This window comes from Streptomyces sp. NPDC048590, from assembly GCF_043199535.1.
Taxonomy (GTDB): Bacteria; Actinomycetota; Actinomycetes; order Streptomycetales; family Streptomycetaceae; genus Streptomyces.
In genome coordinates this window covers 134,716-151,071 of the sequence record NZ_JBICWC010000005.1, presented here as the reverse complement: position 1 = coordinate 151,071, position 16,356 = coordinate 134,716, and the positions used below count along the sequence as shown (strand labels likewise).

At 70.4% G+C, this 16,356-nt stretch carries 18 protein-coding genes; 7 read left to right on the top strand and 11 right to left on the bottom strand.

What is annotated here, in order from left to right; translation table 11 throughout:
* Positions 1-105: 105 nt before the first annotated feature.
* The 6 genes from ACGFNN_RS16590 to ACGFNN_RS16565 all read right to left on the bottom strand — a co-directional run bounded on the left by ACGFNN_RS16590 (position 106) and on the right by ACGFNN_RS16565 (position 3,048).
* Positions 106-513: a rodlin gene (locus ACGFNN_RS16590; RefSeq protein WP_393556465.1), complete on the bottom strand. Its 408-nt coding sequence runs from the start codon at positions 511-513 to the stop codon at positions 106-108.
* A 121-nt stretch (positions 514-634) separates the two neighbouring features.
* Positions 635-862, bottom strand: a complete 228-nt coding sequence (locus ACGFNN_RS16585) for a hypothetical protein (RefSeq protein WP_393556463.1) — start codon at positions 860-862, stop codon at positions 635-637.
* A 269-nt stretch (positions 863-1,131) separates the two neighbouring features.
* Positions 1,132-1,542 carry a rodlin gene (locus ACGFNN_RS16580; protein ID WP_362549042.1) on the bottom strand — a complete coding sequence of 137 codons (411 nt, stop codon included), beginning with the start codon at positions 1,540-1,542 and terminating at the stop codon, positions 1,132-1,134.
* Positions 1,543-1,715: 173 nt separating this feature from the next.
* Positions 1,716-2,018: a hypothetical protein gene (locus ACGFNN_RS16575; RefSeq protein ID WP_393556461.1), complete on the bottom strand. Its 303-nt coding sequence runs from the start codon at positions 2,016-2,018 to the stop codon at positions 1,716-1,718.
* A 170-nt stretch (positions 2,019-2,188) separates the two neighbouring features.
* A complete protein-coding gene (locus ACGFNN_RS16570) occupies positions 2,189-2,422 on the bottom strand; it encodes a chaplin (RefSeq protein ID WP_393556459.1) in 234 nt (77 codons plus the stop codon).
* Between the two features lie 221 nt (positions 2,423-2,643).
* Positions 2,644-3,048, bottom strand: a complete 405-nt coding sequence (locus tag ACGFNN_RS16565) for a rodlin (protein ID WP_362549051.1) — start codon at positions 3,046-3,048, stop codon at positions 2,644-2,646.
* Between the two features lie 266 nt (positions 3,049-3,314).
* Here ACGFNN_RS16565 and ACGFNN_RS16560 point away from each other — a divergent pair, with 266 nt between their 5' ends.
* Positions 3,315-4,094: a chaplin gene (locus ACGFNN_RS16560; protein ID WP_393556457.1), complete on the top strand. Its 780-nt coding sequence runs from the start codon at positions 3,315-3,317 to the stop codon at positions 4,092-4,094.
* A gap of 176 nt (positions 4,095-4,270) precedes the next feature.
* Complete coding sequence (locus tag ACGFNN_RS16555) at positions 4,271-5,002, top strand: FadR/GntR family transcriptional regulator (RefSeq protein WP_362673249.1); 732 nt, start codon at positions 4,271-4,273, stop codon at positions 5,000-5,002.
* A gap of 118 nt (positions 5,003-5,120) precedes the next feature.
* Here the strand turns inward: ACGFNN_RS16555 and ACGFNN_RS16550 are convergent, their stop codons facing one another.
* A complete protein-coding gene (locus tag ACGFNN_RS16550; RefSeq protein WP_393556455.1) occupies positions 5,121-5,825 on the bottom strand; it encodes a FadR/GntR family transcriptional regulator in 705 nt (234 codons plus the stop codon).
* 153 nt (positions 5,826-5,978) lie between these two features.
* On the opposite strand from ACGFNN_RS16550, the gene ACGFNN_RS16545 reads away from it, so the two are divergent.
* Complete coding sequence (locus ACGFNN_RS16545; RefSeq protein WP_393556453.1) at positions 5,979-6,938, top strand: dihydrodipicolinate synthase family protein; 960 nt, start codon at positions 5,979-5,981, stop codon at positions 6,936-6,938.
* A 155-nt stretch (positions 6,939-7,093) separates the two neighbouring features.
* Positions 7,094-8,554, top strand: coding sequence for a sialate:H+ symport family MFS transporter (locus ACGFNN_RS16540; protein ID WP_393556451.1), 1,461 nt, complete (start codon positions 7,094-7,096; stop codon positions 8,552-8,554).
* A gap of 92 nt (positions 8,555-8,646) precedes the next feature.
* On the opposite strand, the gene ACGFNN_RS16535 is transcribed toward ACGFNN_RS16540, so the two are convergent.
* The 4 genes from ACGFNN_RS16535 to ACGFNN_RS16520 all read right to left on the bottom strand — a co-directional run bounded on the left by ACGFNN_RS16535 (position 8,647) and on the right by ACGFNN_RS16520 (position 12,806).
* Positions 8,647-9,105 carry a MaoC family dehydratase gene (locus tag ACGFNN_RS16535; protein WP_393556450.1) on the bottom strand — a complete coding sequence of 153 codons (459 nt, stop codon included), beginning with the start codon at positions 9,103-9,105 and terminating at the stop codon, positions 8,647-8,649.
* Positions 9,106-9,135: 30 nt separating this feature from the next.
* Complete coding sequence (locus ACGFNN_RS16530) at positions 9,136-10,473, bottom strand: MFS transporter (protein ID WP_393556449.1); 1,338 nt, start codon at positions 10,471-10,473, stop codon at positions 9,136-9,138.
* A 100-nt stretch (positions 10,474-10,573) separates the two neighbouring features.
* Positions 10,574-11,800, bottom strand: a complete 1,227-nt coding sequence (locus ACGFNN_RS16525; RefSeq protein ID WP_393556447.1) for an acetyl-CoA C-acetyltransferase — start codon at positions 11,798-11,800, stop codon at positions 10,574-10,576.
* Between the two features lie 103 nt (positions 11,801-11,903).
* Positions 11,904-12,806, bottom strand: coding sequence for a LysR substrate-binding domain-containing protein (locus ACGFNN_RS16520; RefSeq protein WP_393556445.1), 903 nt, complete (start codon positions 12,804-12,806; stop codon positions 11,904-11,906).
* Positions 12,807-12,959: 153 nt separating this feature from the next.
* On the opposite strand from ACGFNN_RS16520, the gene ACGFNN_RS16515 reads away from it, so the two are divergent.
* From ACGFNN_RS16515 to ACGFNN_RS16505, 3 genes are read left to right on the top strand one after another with little or no spacing between them, the layout of a single operon-like run.
* Positions 12,960-13,877: a CoA transferase subunit A gene (locus tag ACGFNN_RS16515; RefSeq protein WP_393557074.1), complete on the top strand. Its 918-nt coding sequence runs from the start codon at positions 12,960-12,962 to the stop codon at positions 13,875-13,877.
* Positions 13,878-13,903: 26 nt separating this feature from the next.
* Positions 13,904-14,680, top strand: coding sequence for a CoA-transferase subunit beta (locus ACGFNN_RS16510; protein ID WP_393556443.1), 777 nt, complete (start codon positions 13,904-13,906; stop codon positions 14,678-14,680).
* A 35-nt stretch (positions 14,681-14,715) separates the two neighbouring features.
* Complete coding sequence (locus tag ACGFNN_RS16505) at positions 14,716-16,242, top strand: 3-hydroxyacyl-CoA dehydrogenase (RefSeq protein WP_393556441.1); 1,527 nt, start codon at positions 14,716-14,718, stop codon at positions 16,240-16,242.
* The last annotated feature ends 114 nt before the right edge of the window (positions 16,243-16,356 follow it).

Genomic DNA, 16,356 nt, shown 5'->3' with positions numbered 1-16,356 from the left:
ACCCCCGTGGGGTGGTGGGCCCGACCGCTTCTTCAGGATGGCGCCGTGAGCCCGGCAGGACATGAGCGGCACACCGGCTGCACCGGGCCGCCCACGCCCGTGGGATCAGTTGTTGCCGACGCCGTTGCCGGAGATCACCGGGATGTCGTTCAGGATGTGCGACAGCGGCTCGTCACCCTTGGCCTGGGTGGAGTTGTCGGCGCACTGCTGGTTCTGCGGGTTGGACAGGACGTTGATGTCCTGGACCGCGATCGGGATGACACCGATCAGCGAGCCCACGTTGGCCTTGACCGGCAGGGCGACGCAGGGCTTGTTCAGCGAGCCCTGGACGAGGCTGAGCTGCGGGCTCTGGTTGCCCCGGGTCGCGCTGTTGCCGTACTCCGCCTCGGCACCGTTGCCGTTGCTCGTGGTCGTACCGTGGTCGTCGCCGATCGCCATGGCCGAGGGGGCCCCGGCGGCGGACAGGCCGATCAGGGATACGGCTACCGCGGCGCCGGCCATCATCTTCTTCATCACGCTTCACCTTTCGGAGCGTCCCGTTGTGGAACGTACTGATAACCCCAAGCGGAGCGATCAGTTCCGCTGCACCACTCGAACGAGTTTGATCACGCTCCGGGGGGACGCGCCGCCACGTCTACCGCTCCCTGCCGTCAGGTGTGCGCGCGTGCGGGACGAAGACGCCGTCCATGCCGGGCGAGGAACCCCCGGTCACGGGTTGCGTGGCCCCTTCACGGCCCTCCCCCCGTACTCCCGGGTCTTCGACGGCTCCACGCCATTCCGCGAGCAGCCGGTCGTAGATGGGCGTCGAGCTGTCCGGCGACCTGTCGCGGCCGGACGCGTGATGACTGTCGTACGGGTCCATGAGGCGCACCTACCCGGACGGGCCTGCCGCGTCGGCCCGTACTGCGGCAACCGGCCCAATTCCCGCACTATCGGGCTACCTGACGGATGGGCGACGCCGGACGGACCGGCCCCGGGCAGACCCGTGGGACCGCACCTCCGGCACCCGACCACCGGTCGGTCATGGCACGGACGGTACGGTCCCACAGGTGTTCACCGGCTACGACGAGGCGGGAAACGGTGCACCCCGGCCTGAATGGGCCGAGGGGAGAAAGCCGGAGTCGCGCGGTGTCAGTTGTTGCCCGCGCCGTTGCCGGAGAGCACCGGGATGTCGTTCAGGATGTGCGAGAGGGCCTCGTCACCCTTGGCCTGGGTGGAGTTCTCGGTGCACTGCTGGTTCTGCGGGGAGGACAGGACGTTGACGTCCTGGACCGAGATCGGGACGAGCCCGAGCAGGGAGCCGAGGTTGGCCTTGGCCGGCAGCGCGATGCAGGGCTTGTTGAACGACCCCTGGATGAGGCCGATCTGGGGGCTCATGTTGCCGTACGTGCTGCTGTTGCCGTAGTACTGCTCGGCACCGTTGCCGTTGCTCGTGGTGGTGCCGTGGTCGTTGCCGATCGCCATGGCCGAGGGGGCCGCGGCGGCGGAAACACCGGCGACGGATGCGGCCATGGCCGCCGACGCCAGAATCTTCTTCATCATGAACGTGCCCTTCTGGTTTTTCTGTTGCCCGCCTGTCCGGAGCGTTCTGCACAACTCCGCACAGTGACCGCCGGTTGCGCCGCTTCACTCGAACGATGCGTGTCGTCCGCCTTCTCCACGGGTGGCCGGAGAAGTCCGCGGAAATGCCCTCCGGGAGTTCCGCTCCCGGTCGGTCAGCCACCCACCGGGAGTCCCCCGAGAAGGGATCCCGTGGAACCGGCGAGCTCGCTCAGCGTGCCGGCGGACCGGCTGAGCAGGCCGTCCTCCCGCACGGTCTCGGCAGTCTCCGCGGCCGCTTCGACCAGCGGATTCACCGCCCGGTCCGGAATCCTCGGAACCGTGGCGGTCAGCTCGTCGACACCGGTGGTCAGACTCATCCTGGGCGCCGTCGGAACGGTCGCGCCGAATGCCGGAGCTGACGCCCCGGCGGCGGCTACGGAACCAGCGATCAGCGCGACGGTCTTGGCGTACTTCACTTCCCAGATCCTTTCCCCGGCGGCGTACGCCGCCTGTGTCCGGGACAACGATCAAGGGAACGCGGGGAAACTGTGCCCGGCGACGAATACCGCGACAGAGAAAGGCCCCGGAGCGCGGATCGCGCCCCGGGGCCTCTCATGACAAGCTGTCAGTTCGTCTGCAGACGACGTCAGTCGTTGATGCAGACGTTGCCGAAGGCCGGGTTCAGCAGACCGACGACGTTCACGGTGTTGCCGCAGACGTTGACCGGGATGTGGACCGGAACCTGAATGATGTTGCCGGACAGGACACCCGGGGAACCGACGGCAGCGGCCTCGGCGCCGGAGTCGGCCATGGCCGGAGCGGCGGCACCCAGAGCCATGAGGGTTCCGGCGGCGACGGCGGCAACCTTGGTGTACTTCACTTTCGTCCCTTTCTGCAGCGGAGTCCTGAGCGGTCACGCCTTTCGTTCCCGCACGAGCGCTTCTGCGAATGCGTTCGTAACTCCGAAGCTGTTATCCATAACGATTGACGAGCGGCGACGAAACGCCATGAAGGAAGTTTCTCTTGAATCCGCCCGATTGATGCAGGCCCGGGCCACACGATGGAGGAGTGTCGGCGGCCCGGACCGGTCCTGAGGCCGGGTCAGCTGTTTCCGGCACCGTTGCCGGACAGGACCGGGATGTCCGACAGGATGTGCGACAGCGGCTCGTCGCCCTTGGCCTGGGTGGAGTTGTCCGCGCACTGCTGGTTCTGCGGGTTGGACAGAACGTTGACGTCCTGGACCGCGACGGCGGCGAGAAGGCCGACGAGCGCTCCGGCGTTGGCCTTGACCGGCAGCGCCACGCAGGGCTTGTTCAGCGAGCCCTGGACGAGGCTGAGCTGCGGGCTCTGGTCGCCCCGGGTCGCGCTGTTGCCGTACTCCGCCTCGGCACCGTTGCCGTTCCACGTCGTCGTACCCGTGTCGTCACCGATCGCCATGGCGCTGGTCGCCGTGAGACCGAGGACGGAGGCGGCGACGGCTCCCGTAGCCAGAACCTTCTTGATCACGATTAGCCCTTCTCGTACTGATTGCCCCGCAGCGGAGCGACCTGATCAACTCGCCCTTCGCCGTTAGGTTCCCCCCGTTCACCCGAATGCCAGCCCCACGCCAGGAAGCCGAACACACGTGCGTGACCCTTTCGGGTGGTTACAGAATTTCCACGAGTCTCCAAGTTTCCCTCGTAAGCGCCGGCTCGTTATGGAGTCGTCCGCGTCGACGGAATGACTGCCATCAGGGTCACCGCCTACGCGAATTTCCCGGAGAAGGGCATGTAATGCGACAGGTTCTGAACAAAAGCATGATCGTCATGGCTGCGGCGTCCGGCATCCTGACCGCCGCCGGCGGTTATGCGCACGCCGACGCCTCCGCCGACGGTGTCGCCGCCAAGTCGCCCGGTGTCGGCTCGGGGAACGCCGTCCAGGTTCCGGTTCACGTCCCGGTCAACCTCTGCGGCAACACCGTCAATGTGATCGCCCTGCTGAACCCGGCGTTCGGCAACAAGTGCGCCAACGTCTCCTCCGGGCACGAGGGCGGGGGCGCGCACGGCGGCAGCCACGGCGGCGGTCACGGCGGCGGTCACGGACACGGTGGTTCGGGCGCGAGCGCCGACGGCAAGGCCGTCGGCTCGCCCGGCGTTCTCTCGGGCAACCTGGTCCAGGCACCGGTGGAGGTGCCGGTGAACGTCTGCGGAAACTCCGTCGACGTCGTCGGCGCGCTGAACCCGGCGTTCGGCAACAAGTGCGTCAACGACAGCGGCCACGACCGCCACCACCCGCCGGTGGAGCCCCCCGTGGAGGAGCCGCCCACCGAGGAGCCCCCCACGGTCACGCCTCCGACCGAGGAGCCCCCCACCGAGGAGCCGCCGGCTGTCACCCCGCCGACCTCGAAGCCCCCCGTGGACGAGCCTCCGGCCGGTAACCCCGGCCCGAACACCCCGGACACCCAGCTCGCCCAGACCGGCGCCGGCAGCATCGGCCTGGCCGCCGGTGCGAGTGCCGCCGCGCTCCTGGGCGGCGCGGTGCTCATGCGCCGCACCCGCGTCTCACGCGGCTGACCGGGCCTCCACCCTGCGGGGCCGGAAGGCGGAATCTCCCGCCGTCCGGCCCCGCAGTCGGTTCCGGGCCCCTCGCCGATCAGCCCGGAGTTGCCCGAGCATGACGTCCGACGTCTGATATCTGACGCCTTGGTACTGTCACTTGCTCCACGACCGGAACTCGAGGGGGTCGACAGGTGGGGAGTTCACCCACGTCAGGCGGAAAGCCCGGCAGGACGCTGCTCCGGCAGGAGGTCGCCGAGGGCATCAAGCGCCTCATCCTGGAGGAGCGGCTGCGCCCCGGCGACCCCCTGCCCACCGAGCCCGCCCTCTGCGAGGCGCTCGGCGCCAGCCGCTCCAGCGTGCGCGAGGCCGTCAAGATCCTGGACGCGCTGGACATCGTCGAGGTACGCCACGGCCACGGCACGTACGTCGGCCGGCTGAGCCTTTCGGCCCTGGTGGAGAGCCTGGCCTTCCGTGGACTGCTCTCTCCCGGCGACGACTTCCGGGTGCTGGCCGACCTCGTGGACGTACGCGAACTCTTCGAGCGGGGGATGGCCGAGCAGATCATCTCGCTCCTCCGACCCGCCGATCTCGACAGGCTGGACGCCCTGGTGGCCGAGATGCGCGGAACGGACGCCCACGCCGGCGAGGGTTTCGTGACCGCCGACCGGGCCTTCCACGCGCTCCTGGTCGCCCCGCTCGGCAACGACCTGATCGGTCAGCTGTCGATGGCCTTCTGGGACGTGTACGCGATCGTCGCCCCACACCTCGACGGATTCACCCACGCCGACGAGACTGCCACCCTCGCCGCGCACCAAGCCATCGTGGACGCCGCGCGCGCCGGTGACGTCAGCGGCTTCACGAAGGCGCTGGGCGAGCACTACGCCCCTGTCCGCCGCCGCATATCGGAGGCCCGCGCCTCCTGATCCGGCATGCGGCACGGCGGCTCGATCCAGGCGCCCCTGTGCCGGGCCGGCCGGTGCCGTACCGGCGCAGGGCACCGCCCTGGCGGGAACGCGAATCCGCCTGCCGTCGGACGGCGGGTCACTCCCGCCGGGGGCTGTCCCCCTCGGTCAGCCTCTCGCGGATGCCGTCGAAGTGCGTGCGCATCGCCCGCACCGCTCTCTCCCCGTCGCCCGCCGCCACCGCTTCGACGATCTCCAGATGCTGGGCGCAGGTGGTGTGCGGGTCCTGGTGGCCGTCGTCGAGATCCTCCCGCACCCGGTCCATGGCCGCCCAGAAGGCGTCCAGCACCTCGCTGAGCAGGTGGTTCTCGAGCGAGGCGTAGAGCGCGAGATGAAAGGCCCGGTCGGTGGAGCGGGCCACCCTGCCGGTCCGTGCCTCGGACTCCATCGTCCTGACGAGGCCGCGGAGCGTGTCCAGGTCCTGCGCCGGCACTCCGGCGGTGACTGCCCCGACAAGCCCGGCCTCGAGCACCTCCCGGACCCTCATCAGCTCCAGCAGCCCAGGTTCGCCGCGCCGGTGGCGGACGGCAGCACGGAAGGCGAGTCCCTCGGCGAACGGCGAGAGCGACAAGGATCCGACGAAGGTTCCTGATCCACGCCTGATCTCCACGGCGTTCACGGCCTGCAGCGACTTCAGCGCCTCACGCACCGAGACCCGGCCCGCGTCGAAGAGCTCCGTCAACTCGCCCTCGGTGGGCAGCGGATCGCCCGGGCCGAGCCGCCTGGCGAGGATCAGTTCCTTGATCCGGCGTTCTATGTCCTGGGCCATCGTGGGGCGGGCCACAACTGTCCTCCTGGGGTGGTTCTGCCTCTTGACCGTGCGCCGGGGCTTCTGTTTAAGGTGAGCCCAGACATAGGACATCTTACGTCTGATCTCCCGCCTCTCTGCGCCCCCCTGGGACGCGGAGGCGTGTACCAACTCCCTGGAGCCCACGAAATGCCCCTGACCGCACCGCTGCACGGCGTCGTACCGCCCGTCTGCACCCCCCTCGACGCCCACGGCGAAGTGGACACCGCCTCCCTCTCCCGGCTCGTCGGCCATCTCGTCGACGGGGGTGTGCACGGGCTGTTCGCCCTCGGCTCGACCAGCGAGGTCGCCTATCTGACCGACGCCCAGCGCGCCACAGCCCTGGAGACCGTGGTCACGGCCGCCGCCGGACGGGTACCGGTCCTCGCCGGCGTCATCGACACCACGACCGCCCGGGTCGTCGAGCACGCCCGGACCGCGGAGAAGCTCGGCGCGGACGCGCTGGTGGCCACCGCGCCCTTCTACACCCGCACCCACCCCAAGGAGATCGCCGGCCACTTCCGCAGGCTCCGCGCCTCGGTCGATCTCCCGCTGTTCGCCTACGACATCCCGGTGGCCGTGCACTCCAAGCTCCCCGCGGGCCTGGTCCGTGAGCTCGCCGAGGACGGCACCCTCGCCGGCCTCAAGGACAGCAGCGGTGACGAGGGCGGTCTTCGCCGGCTGCTCGTGGAACTCGGCGGGCGCGGGGGCCGGGCGAACGGACCCGTACCGGACTTCAGCGTGCTGACCGGCTCCGAGCTCACCGTGGACGCCGCTCTGCTGGCCGGGGCGGACGGCGTGGTGCCCGGCATCGGCAATGTCGACCCGGCCGGTTACGTCCGGCTGTACGAGGCGGCCCGGGCCGGTGACTGGGAGCTCGCGGCGCGGGAGCAGGAGCGTCTGGTCGCGCTGTTCTCCATGGTCGACGTCGGCCCGGAGCAGGACATGGGCCGCAGCTCCTCGGCGCTCGGTTCCTTCAAGCAGGCGCTGTGGCTGCTGGGCGTCGTCGACGACGGCTCCACCGTCTTCCCGCAGATCCAGCTGTCCGGTGAGTCCGTCGCGCTGGTCGCGGAGCGGCTGCGCGCCGCCGGACTCCAGCCCGTCCGATGAGCGAGGGGGCGGCCGGTGCGGTGGTGATCGGCCTCGTCGGCACCGCCATCACCGCACCGACCGCCCTGACCGCCCGTCCCGTGGCAGGCCTCCTCCCGCTCTGAACCGTCCGGACCGCTCAAGGGCACCCGCCCTCCCGCATCTTGGAGTCCAACGTGCAGAAAACGCCACCCTCGCTCCCCTGGTACCGCGAGGTGAGCGGTACCCAGTGGAAGTCGTTCTTCGCCGCCTGGATCGGCTATCTCCTGGACGGATTCGACTTCGTCCTGATCACGCTCGTCCTCACCGAGATCAGCGACGAGTTCGGCCTGAGCACGGTGCAGGCGGCCAGCCTGATCTCCGGCGCGTTCATCACTCGCTGGCTGGGCGGCGCCGTCCTCGGAGCCATCGGTGACCGGTACGGACGCAGGGCGTCGATGGTCCTGTCCATCCTGCTGTACTCGCTGGGCACCTTCGCCTGCGGCTTCGCCTGGAACTACCACAGCCTCTTCGCGGCACGCCTGGCGATCGGGATGGGCATGGCCGGTGAGTACAGCGCGAGTGCCACGTACGTCATGGAGAGCTGGCCGGCCAGGGTCCGCAGCCGGGCCAGCGGTTTCCTCATCTCGGGCTTCTCCGTCGGCTCGGTCCTGGCCGCGCAGGTCTACGACTGGGTGGTCCCCTCGCTCGGCTGGCGCTGGATGTTCTACCTGGGGCTGATACCGATCGTGGTGGCGCTGTGGATGCGGCGCGCCCTGCCGGAGGCCGAGGAGTGGGCGTCGGACGTCGCGGACCGGGGCTCCAAGCCCAATCCCTTCCGGCCGCTGTTCCGGACGCCGCGCCTGGCGGTGGTCAACACGGTCCTGACCGTCGCCGCCACGCTCTCCCTCTTCCTGGTCTTCACCCCGGGTGGTCAAGGGCTGGTGCCCGCACTGTCGGTGGTCGCCGGGCTCGCCCTCACGGCACTGGCGGTCCAGCTCGGCGGGAAGCGCGGGTGGCTGCTCTACCTCTCCATGATCGTGACGCTGTTCTTCGCGTTCCTCTACTCATGGCCCATCCAGTCCCTGCTGCCCACGTATCTGAAGACGGAGCTCGGGTACACCACCGGGCAGGTCACCGACGTGCTCTACTTCGCCGGCTTCGGCACGATGGTGGGCTGCTGGGGAGCGGGCTTCCTGGGCGACCGGATCGGCGCGCGGAAGGCCTACGCGCTGACACTGCTGGCCTCACTGGCCTTCGTCTACCCGGTCTTCGCGGTCAAGGACGATCTGCTGCTGCTCGGCTGTCTCCTCTTCCTGCTTCAGGCGACCAGCTTCGGGATCTCCGGACTGCTGCCCAGGTACATCGGCGGGCACTTCCCGACCGCGAGCCGGGGGGCCGCGCTCGGCTTCACGTACAACGTGGGGGCGCTCGGCGGAGCCGTCGCGCCGGTCCTCGGGGCGAATCTGGCCTCCGGGATGGACCTGGGCCAGGCGCTCGCGGTGCTGACGTTCGCCGGGACGGTGATCGTGGTGCTGCTGGTGGGCCTCGATCTGCCCTCGCGGCTCAACCGGCTGACCGATCCCGACGCCCGGGCGGACCATCTCGCGGCGCCCGCGGCTGCCGCGGAACGGGTGAGTACGGGCCCGGTCTCCTGACGGAGGCGGACGCGCGTGTGCCCGCCGGGAGATTCCGGCGGGCACACGCGGTTCAGCGTTCTACGGCCTCGAAGGGCTCCGAGGCCAAGGGCCTAAGGGTAGAAGTGCGTGAGCGACTCCGCGACACAGGCCGGCTTCTCGGAGCCCTCCAGCTCGAAGGTGAAGGCCCGTGTCATCTGGACGCCGCCCCGGGCGACCTCGGCCACCCCGGCCACGGTGGCGTGCAGCCGCACACGGCTGCCGACCGGGACGGGCGCCGGGTAACGCACCCGGTTGACACCGTAGTTGAGCGCTCGCCCCACGCCGGTGACCTGGAGCAGTTCACCGAACATCGGGATGCCCCAGCTCAGCACCATGTAGCCGTGGGCGATGGTGCGGCCGTACGGGCCGGACGCGGCGCGCTCGACGTCGGTGTGGATCCACTGGTGGTCGCCGGAGACGAACGCGTAGGCGTCGATCAGCTCCTGGGTGATCTCCTTCCACTCCGAGCGCCCGAGGTCGCGGCCTTCGAGGGCGAGGATCTCCTGGATGCCGTGCGCGGTGAGGGGCATGGGCGGAACTCCGTTCTGCGGGCGGACGGGTCAGACGGTGGCGGGAGCCGTGCGGGGTGCGGCGAGCGGCTCGCCCGCCTGCTCGTCGTGGTTGGGGCGCTTGAGCAGCAGGAGCATGCAGCCCAGGGTCAGTGCCACCTGGAAGACCGCGTAGGCGATGACCGCGGTGATCGATCCGGTCCGGTTGAGCAGGAACTGGCCGATGATCGGGGTCGTGCCGCCGAGCAGGGTGCCGCAGAGCTGGTAGCAGAGGGAGATACCGGTGTATCGCAGGTGGGCCGGGAAGCGGCTGGCGAGCATGCCCGCGAGTGCGGCGTAGTAGAGGCAGTGCGGGATGGTGGCGACGGCTACGCCGACCATGGCCAGGCCGTAGTTCTCGGTGCTGATGAGCACGAACATCAGTGGCATCAGGATGAGTTCGGGGACCAGCATCACGATGACGGCGCGCGACCAGCTCTTCATGCGAGTGGCAATGAGCGCGCCGAAGGGCTGGACGATGATCTGCGTGATGTTGGCGACGAGGATGATCGTCAGGAACGAGCTGCGGTCGAAGTCGAGCGACGAGGTGGCCCAGGACAGCGCGAACGTGGACTTGAAGTACGTCGCCGAGAGGCCGATGGTGCAGGCTCCGATGCCGAGGACGATCAGCATGGGGTGGCTTCGGAGGACCTCGGTGAGGGGGAGCTTGACGACTTCCTTCTTCTCGATGAGCTTGGCCATCGCGGGGGACTCGGCGACCTTGAGGCGTACCAGCAGGCCGACCATGACGAGGGCGGCGGAGGCGAGGAAGGGCACCCGCCAGCCCCAGGAGACGAACGCGTCGTCCGGCAGCTGGCTGATGGCGAGGAAGCTGAGCGTGGAGAGGGTGTTGCCGACGGGTGAGCCCTGCTGGGCGAACGCCCCGTAGAGCACGGACTTGCCCTTGGGGGCGTGTTCGGAGGCGATCAGTACGGAGCCGCCCCATTCGCCGCCGAGGCCGATGCCCTGGACCATGCGGATACACACGAGCAGGATCGGGGCGGCGATGCCGATGGAGGCGTACCCGGGCAGCAGGCCGATCGCGGTGGTCGAGACGCCCATCATCAGCAGGGTGATGACCAGGGTCTTCTTGCGGCCGAGCCGGTCGCCGTAGTGACCGAAGACGATGCCGCCGATGGGGCGGGCGAGGAAGCCGACCCAGAAGGTGGCGAAGGCGACCAGAGTGCCTATGGGGCCTTCGAGTTCGGGGAAGAACACCTTGTCGAAGACGAGCGCCGCCGCGGTTCCGTAGATGTAGAAGTCGAACCACTCGATGGTGGAGCCGATGAAGGCTCCGAATCCCGCGCGGTTGGCGGCTTTCGTTCGCTCGCGTGCGGTGGTCGCACTCATGGTGGCTCCCGTGAACATCGTTGATCAAGCGGATGGGGGGTACGCGGCGCGGCGTCGCCCGTGACGCCGCGCCGCGTGGGTGGAGAGGGGACGGGGGTGGTCAGGCGGCAATGCGCTCGAAGACCGCGGCAAGGCCCTGACCTCCGCCGATGCACATGGTCTCCAGGCCGTAGCGGGCCTGGCTGCGGTGCATCTCGCGGCTGAGGGTGGCGAGGATGCGGGCGCCGGTGGCGCCGACCGGGTGACCGAGCGAGACGCCGGATCCGTTGACGTTGATCCGCTGCTCGTGGTCCTTCTCGCCGAGGCCCAACTCGCGGGTGCAGGCGAGGACCTGGGCGGCGAAGGCCTCGTTGATCTCGATCAGGTCGAGGTCGCCGAGGGTGAGGCCGGCCCGTCCGAGCGCCGCGTGGGTGGCGGGGACGGGGCCGATGCCCATGGTCGCGGCGGGGACACCCGCGCGGGCGAAGGAGACCAGCCGGACGAGCGGGGTGAGACCGAGGCGTTCGGCTGTGGCGGCGCTGGTGACCAGGCAGGCGGCGGCCGCGTCGTTCTGCCCGCTCGCGTTGCCCGCGGTGACGGTGGCCTCCGGGTCGGACTTGGCCATGATGGGGCGCAGCGCCGCGAGTTGCTCGGCGGTGGTGTCGGGGCGGGGGTGTTCGTCGGCGGTGACGACGGTGTCGCCCTTCCTGCCGCGTACGGTGACGGCGACGGTCTCCGCGTCGTAGCGGCCCTCCCGCGCGGCGCGGGCGGCGCGTGCCTGTGAGCGCAGGGCCAGGGCGTCCTGGTCGGCGCGGCTGATGGAGTAGGCGCGACGGAGGTTCTCGGCGGTCTCGATCATGCCGCCGGGTACGGGGTGGTGGACGCCGCCGGCGGTCACCCTGCCGCGGGCCAGCGAGTCGTGGAGCTGGAGACCGGGCCCCTTGATGCCCCAGCGTCCGTCGTGCGTGTAGTAGGGGGCGGCGCTCATGACGTCGACGCCTCCGGCGATGACGACGTCGCTGAACCCGGCCCGGATCTGCATGGCCGCGTCGAGGACGGCCTGGAGTCCGGAGCCGCAGCGCCGGTCCGTCTGGATACCGGTGACGGTGTCGGGGAGGCCGGCGTCCAGGGCGGCCACCCTGCCGATGGCGGGGGCCTCGGACGTGGGGTAGGCGTGTCCGAGGATGACCTCGTCCACCCGGTCCGGATCGACGCCGGTGCGGGCGACGACCTCGGCGATCACGCGCGCGGCGAGCGAGGCCGGGGTCTGTGTGGCGAACGCGCCGCCGAATCGCCCGATGGGCGTGCGCAGCGGCTCGCAGATGACGACGTCGGTCTGATCGGGCACGGCGGAACACCTTTCGGCCGGTTCGGGGTGTGGGGCGACCTTCGCACTGGACCACTGAGTCGGTCCAATATCGAGTTACCTCTTGTTCAAGACGCCACGCGTCTCAATCGCGGGGTTCGGGGGTCGGCAGCGCCGACTCCGCGACCGCGAGCACGGCGCCCAGGGCGGCCGAGGGGTTGTCCGTGCGCCAGGCCAGCGCGGCCTGGCGCCGGACGGGCGGGCCTGCGAGGGGCCGGTAGACCAGCCCGTTCTGCTGGATGTGGCGCACGGAGGAGACGGTGAGCGTGACACCGACGCCCGCGGCGACCAGGGCCAGGATCGTGTACGAGTCGGGGGCCTCCTGCACCACGCGCGGGTTGAAGCCGGCTGCCTCGCACACCTGGAACGTCGCGTCACGCACGGTGGATCCGGCGTTCGCGGGGAAGGAGACGAAGGGTTCCTCGGCGAGGATGCCGATGGGGACGCTCTCCAGCCGCGTGAGCGGGTGGTCGGAGGGCAGCGCGCACAGCAGCTCCTCCTCGTCGATCACCCGGTAGGCCACTCCCGGCTGGGTGACGGGGAGCCGGACGAAGCCCAGGTCGAGCGATCCGTCGGCGACCCGGGAGAGGGCGACGTTGGCGTACGTCTGCCCCTTCATGGCCAGCTCGATCCCGGGGTGCGCGGCGCGCACGGCCCGGGTGAGCAGCGGCAGGGTCTCGTGACTGGAGGCGCCCGCGAAGCCGATGGTGACCCTGCCGTACTCCCCGCGTCCGGCGGCCTTCGCCGCCCGTACGGCGGTGTCGAGGTCGGCGAGGACCGTCCGTACGGGTTCGAGGAAGGACTCGCCCGCGCTGGTGAGCCGCACGGAGCGGGTGTTGCGCTCGAAGAGCTGGACACCCAGCTCCTTCTCCAGCTGCCGGATCTGCTGGCTGAGCGGCGGCTGCGCCATCTGCAGCCGTTTGGCGGCGCGGCCGAAGTGCAGCTCCTCCGCGACGGCGGTGAACGCGGTCAGATGACGCAGCTCCATCGGGCTTCCATTCATTAAAGATCAGTCTTGATCCGACCTTAATTTGGTATTGGACAGCAATCAATGACCGCTGACACGGTATGGACGACCAGCACGCACTCGCCGAGGAGCACCGTGGAGCGGACGGATACGGCCGACGGGCCCAGCAAAGTCATGTCGATGAGAAAGGCCGTCGCCGCCTTCGTGCACGACGGGGCCACCGTCGGCATCGAGGGGTTCACCCACCTCGTCCCGACGGCCGCGGGTCACGAGATCATCCGGCAGGGCCGCAAGGACCTCACCGTCGTACGGATGACCGCGGACATCGTGGTCGACCAGATGATCGCCGCGGGCTGCGTGTCCCGGCTGGTCTCGTCCTTCGTGGGCAACTCCTCGGCCGGTTCGCTCGGTGAGCTGCGGCGCAGGATCGAGCGCGCCGACCCGGCGCCGCTGGCGTTCGAGGAGTACAGCCACTACGGGATGGTCTGCCGCTATCTGGCCGGGTCCCAGCGGCTGCCCTTCTACCCGCTGCGCAGCTACGGCGGCAGTGACCTTCCGGGCGTCAATCCCGATCTGCGCAAGGTGACTTCGCCCTATCCGGGACCCGACGGCGAGCCGGAGCAGATCTACGTCGTGCCGCCTGTGAACCCGGATGTGACGATCATCCACGCCCAGCGGGCCGACCGCCGGGGCAACACCCAGATCTGGGGTCTGACCGGCATCCAGGCCGAGGCGGTGTACGCGGCCGACAAGGCGATCGTGGTCGTCGAGGAGCTCGTCGCGGACGAGGTGGTCCGCTCGGACCCCAACCGCACGCTGATCCCCTCCCACGCCGTGGACGCGGTCGTCGTCTGCCCGCGCGGGGCGCATCCCTCGTTCGCCCAGGGCTACTACGACCGCGACAACGCCTTCTACCGGGCCTGGTCGCACATCAGCAAGGACCCGGAACGGCTGCGGGCCTGGCTGGCCGAGTGGGTGTACGGGACGGCCGACCACGCCGAGTACGTCGACAGACTGGGCGAGGACTTCTGGGCGGGGCTCGCGGTCGGCGAGGCGCTCAGCGAACCGGTGAACTACGGGCGGCGGCTGTGAGCGCGCCGCGGGAGAAGGGACGCCCCATGACCACCACCGCACCGGGGACCGCCACGTCGTCCGAGCTGCTCTCGGTCGTCGCCTCGCGTGAACTGGCAGCCCGGCGCACGGTGTTCGCGGGAATCGGTCTGCCGACGCTCGCCACCGAGCTCGCCCGTCTGACGGTCGCACCGGGGATCGAGGTCGTGTACGAGTCCGGGGTGTGCGGTGCGCATCCCTCGCATCTGCCGGAGACCATCGCCGACGCCGTCCTCATCTCGGGTGCCGAGGCGGTGCTGTCGATGCCGGCGCTGTTCGGCTGTGTGCTCCAGGGCGGTCACATCGACGTGGGCTTCCTGGGCGCGGCGCAGATCGATCGGTGGGGCAACCTCAACACCTCGGTCATCGGCGACTGGGAGAGCCCGGCCGTGCGTCTGCCGGGCTCGGGCGGCGCGGTGGAGGTGATGGCCAACTCGCACGAGGTGTTCGTGGTGATGCGCCGGCACAACCCGCGCTCGTTCACCGAGGCCCTGGACTTCTGCACCACGCCCGGACCGGATCGCGCGCTCGCCGACGGAATCAGGCCGCTGGGCGCTGGAGTCACCAGGGTCATCACCGAGCTGGGCATCCTGGCAAGGGGCGGTGTCGGGGAGGAGCTCCGGCTGGTCGCCGTGCACCCCGGCGTGACGGTCGATCAGGTGCGCGAGGCCACGGGCTGGGACCTCCTCGTGGCCGACACCGTGTCCACCGTGCCCGCGCCGACGGCGGCCGAACTGCGTCTGCTGCGCGAGGATGTCGACCCCGACCGCGTCTACCTTCGCTGAACACCCGCCACATCTGCCGAGAGGACGTCACCGCCATGCGTATCAGGATCGTCGGCGCCGGAGCCATGGGCCGAGGCATCGCCCAGTGGGCCGCGGTCGCCGGGCACACCGTGGAACTCTGCGACGTCAGGACCGAGGCGGTGACGGCGGCCGTGGACTTCGTGCGTTCGATGCTGGAACGCGCGGTCCACAAGGGCCGGATGTCCTCCGGCGACGCCGCCGCCGCGCTGGAACGGCTGATCCCCCTGGACGACCCCTGGGCGCCGGGGCCGGAGGTGGAGCTGGTGGTGGAGGCCGTACGGGAGGACCTGGACACCAAGGCGGAGGTCTTCGGGAAGCTGGAGGGGGCCGTGCCGGAGTCGGCCGTCTTCGCGACGAACACCTCCTCCCTGTCCGTCACACGGATCGCCGCCGCTCTGCGGGATCCCGGGCGACTCGCCGGACTGCACTTCTTCAACCCCGTACCGCTGATGAAGATCGTCGAGGTGGTGCCGGGCGCGGCGACCCGTCCGGAGATCCCACCGGCCCTCACGGCGCTGGTCGAGAGCTGCGGTCACCGTGCGGTGACCGTCGCCGACACCCCGGGCTTCCTCGTCAACCACGCCGGACGGGGCCTGGTGACGGAGGCGCTGGCCCTGCTGGAGGAGTCGGTGGCCGACCCGGCCGGGATCGACCGGATCGCCCGGGACGTGCTGGGCCTGCGGATGGGTCCCTTCGAGCTCATGGATCTCACCGGGCTCGACGTGACGGCAGCGGTGATCGACTCGATCTGGGAGGGCTTCCGCCACGAGGACCGGCTGCGCCCGTCCTACCTCACCCCGAACCGGGTGGCGGCCGGGCTGCACGGGCGCAAGACCGGCCAGGGCTGGTTCCCGTACGGCTCCGGGGCCACGGGGCCGGCAGCGGAGGCCCCCGTGACGGGCGACGCCGGACGGCCGGTGTTCGTGGCAGGCCCGGAGGGTGACGTACTGCGGAGCGCGCTGAACGCCACGGGGGCGACGGTGGAGGACGGACCCGAGCCCTCGGCCGGTGCCGTCGTCCTCGTCCCTGTCTGGGGCACGACGGTGGCGGCCGCGGTCTCCGCGCTGGGGCTGCCCGCCGCCCGCACCTTCGGTGTCGATCCGCTGCCGGCTGTCGGTCGCCGGCGGGTGCTGTCCGTCACCCCGGCCGCCGACCCGGCCGCGGCGCGGGACGCCCGCGCGGTCCTGGCTCGCGCCGGGGAGGGACAGGAGCCCTACGCCGTCTCCGTGGTGCGGGACACCGCGGGTTCGGTGGCGCAGCGGCTGCTGGCATCGATCGTGTCCGTCGCCGCCTCGATCGCGGAGCGGTCGCTGGCCACCCCGGCGGACATCGATCTCGCCGTGACGACCGGCCTGGGCTATCCGGCGGGACCGCTGGCCTGGGGTGACCGGATCGGCGCCGCCCGGTTGCTGGAGCTTCAGCGCGGGCTGCACGCGACAACCGGCGACCCTCGCCACCGCCCGACCCGCTGGCTGACGGAGCGCGCCCAGCTGGGCCTTCGCCTGACCGATCCGGGCACCGCGCCGGCGGACTGCGTGTAGGACGAGCGGGGGCGGCGGCCTCCTCCCGGGTAGGGCCCGTGACCGGTTCGTGCAGGACACGGTCGCGGGCCCGTTCCCGTCCGAAGGGCCGCCGCGCGGTGACGCGGGACCGTG

Excerpts from the sequence above, each read along its gene's own strand:
- ACGFNN_RS16590 (WP_393556465.1), bottom strand. The coding sequence starts at position 513 with ATGAAGAAGATGATGGCCGGCGCCGCGGTAGCCGTATCCCTGATCGGC.
- ACGFNN_RS16545 (WP_393556453.1), top strand. The coding sequence starts at position 5,979 with ATGCCCCTGACCGCACCGCTGCACGGCGTCGTACCGCCCGTCTGCACC.
- ACGFNN_RS16510 (WP_393556443.1), top strand. The coding sequence starts at position 13,904 with ATGACCACCACCGCACCGGGGACCGCCACGTCGTCCGAGCTGCTCTCG.
- ACGFNN_RS16535 (WP_393556450.1), bottom strand. The coding sequence starts at position 9,105 with ATGCCCCTCACCGCGCACGGCATCCAGGAGATCCTCGCCCTCGAAGGC.
- ACGFNN_RS16585 (WP_393556463.1), bottom strand. The coding sequence starts at position 862 with ATGGACCCGTACGACAGTCATCACGCGTCCGGCCGCGACAGGTCGCCG.
- ACGFNN_RS16520 (WP_393556445.1), bottom strand. The coding sequence starts at position 12,806 with ATGGAGCTGCGTCATCTGACCGCGTTCACCGCCGTCGCGGAGGAGCTG.
- ACGFNN_RS16505 (WP_393556441.1), top strand. The coding sequence starts at position 14,716 with ATGCGTATCAGGATCGTCGGCGCCGGAGCCATGGGCCGAGGCATCGCC.
- ACGFNN_RS16580 (WP_362549042.1), bottom strand. The coding sequence starts at position 1,542 with ATGATGAAGAAGATTCTGGCGTCGGCGGCCATGGCCGCATCCGTCGCC.
- ACGFNN_RS16515 (WP_393557074.1), top strand. The coding sequence starts at position 12,960 with ATGTCGATGAGAAAGGCCGTCGCCGCCTTCGTGCACGACGGGGCCACC.
- ACGFNN_RS16560 (WP_393556457.1), top strand. The coding sequence starts at position 3,315 with ATGCGACAGGTTCTGAACAAAAGCATGATCGTCATGGCTGCGGCGTCC.
- ACGFNN_RS16530 (WP_393556449.1), bottom strand. The coding sequence starts at position 10,473 with ATGAGTGCGACCACCGCACGCGAGCGAACGAAAGCCGCCAACCGCGCG.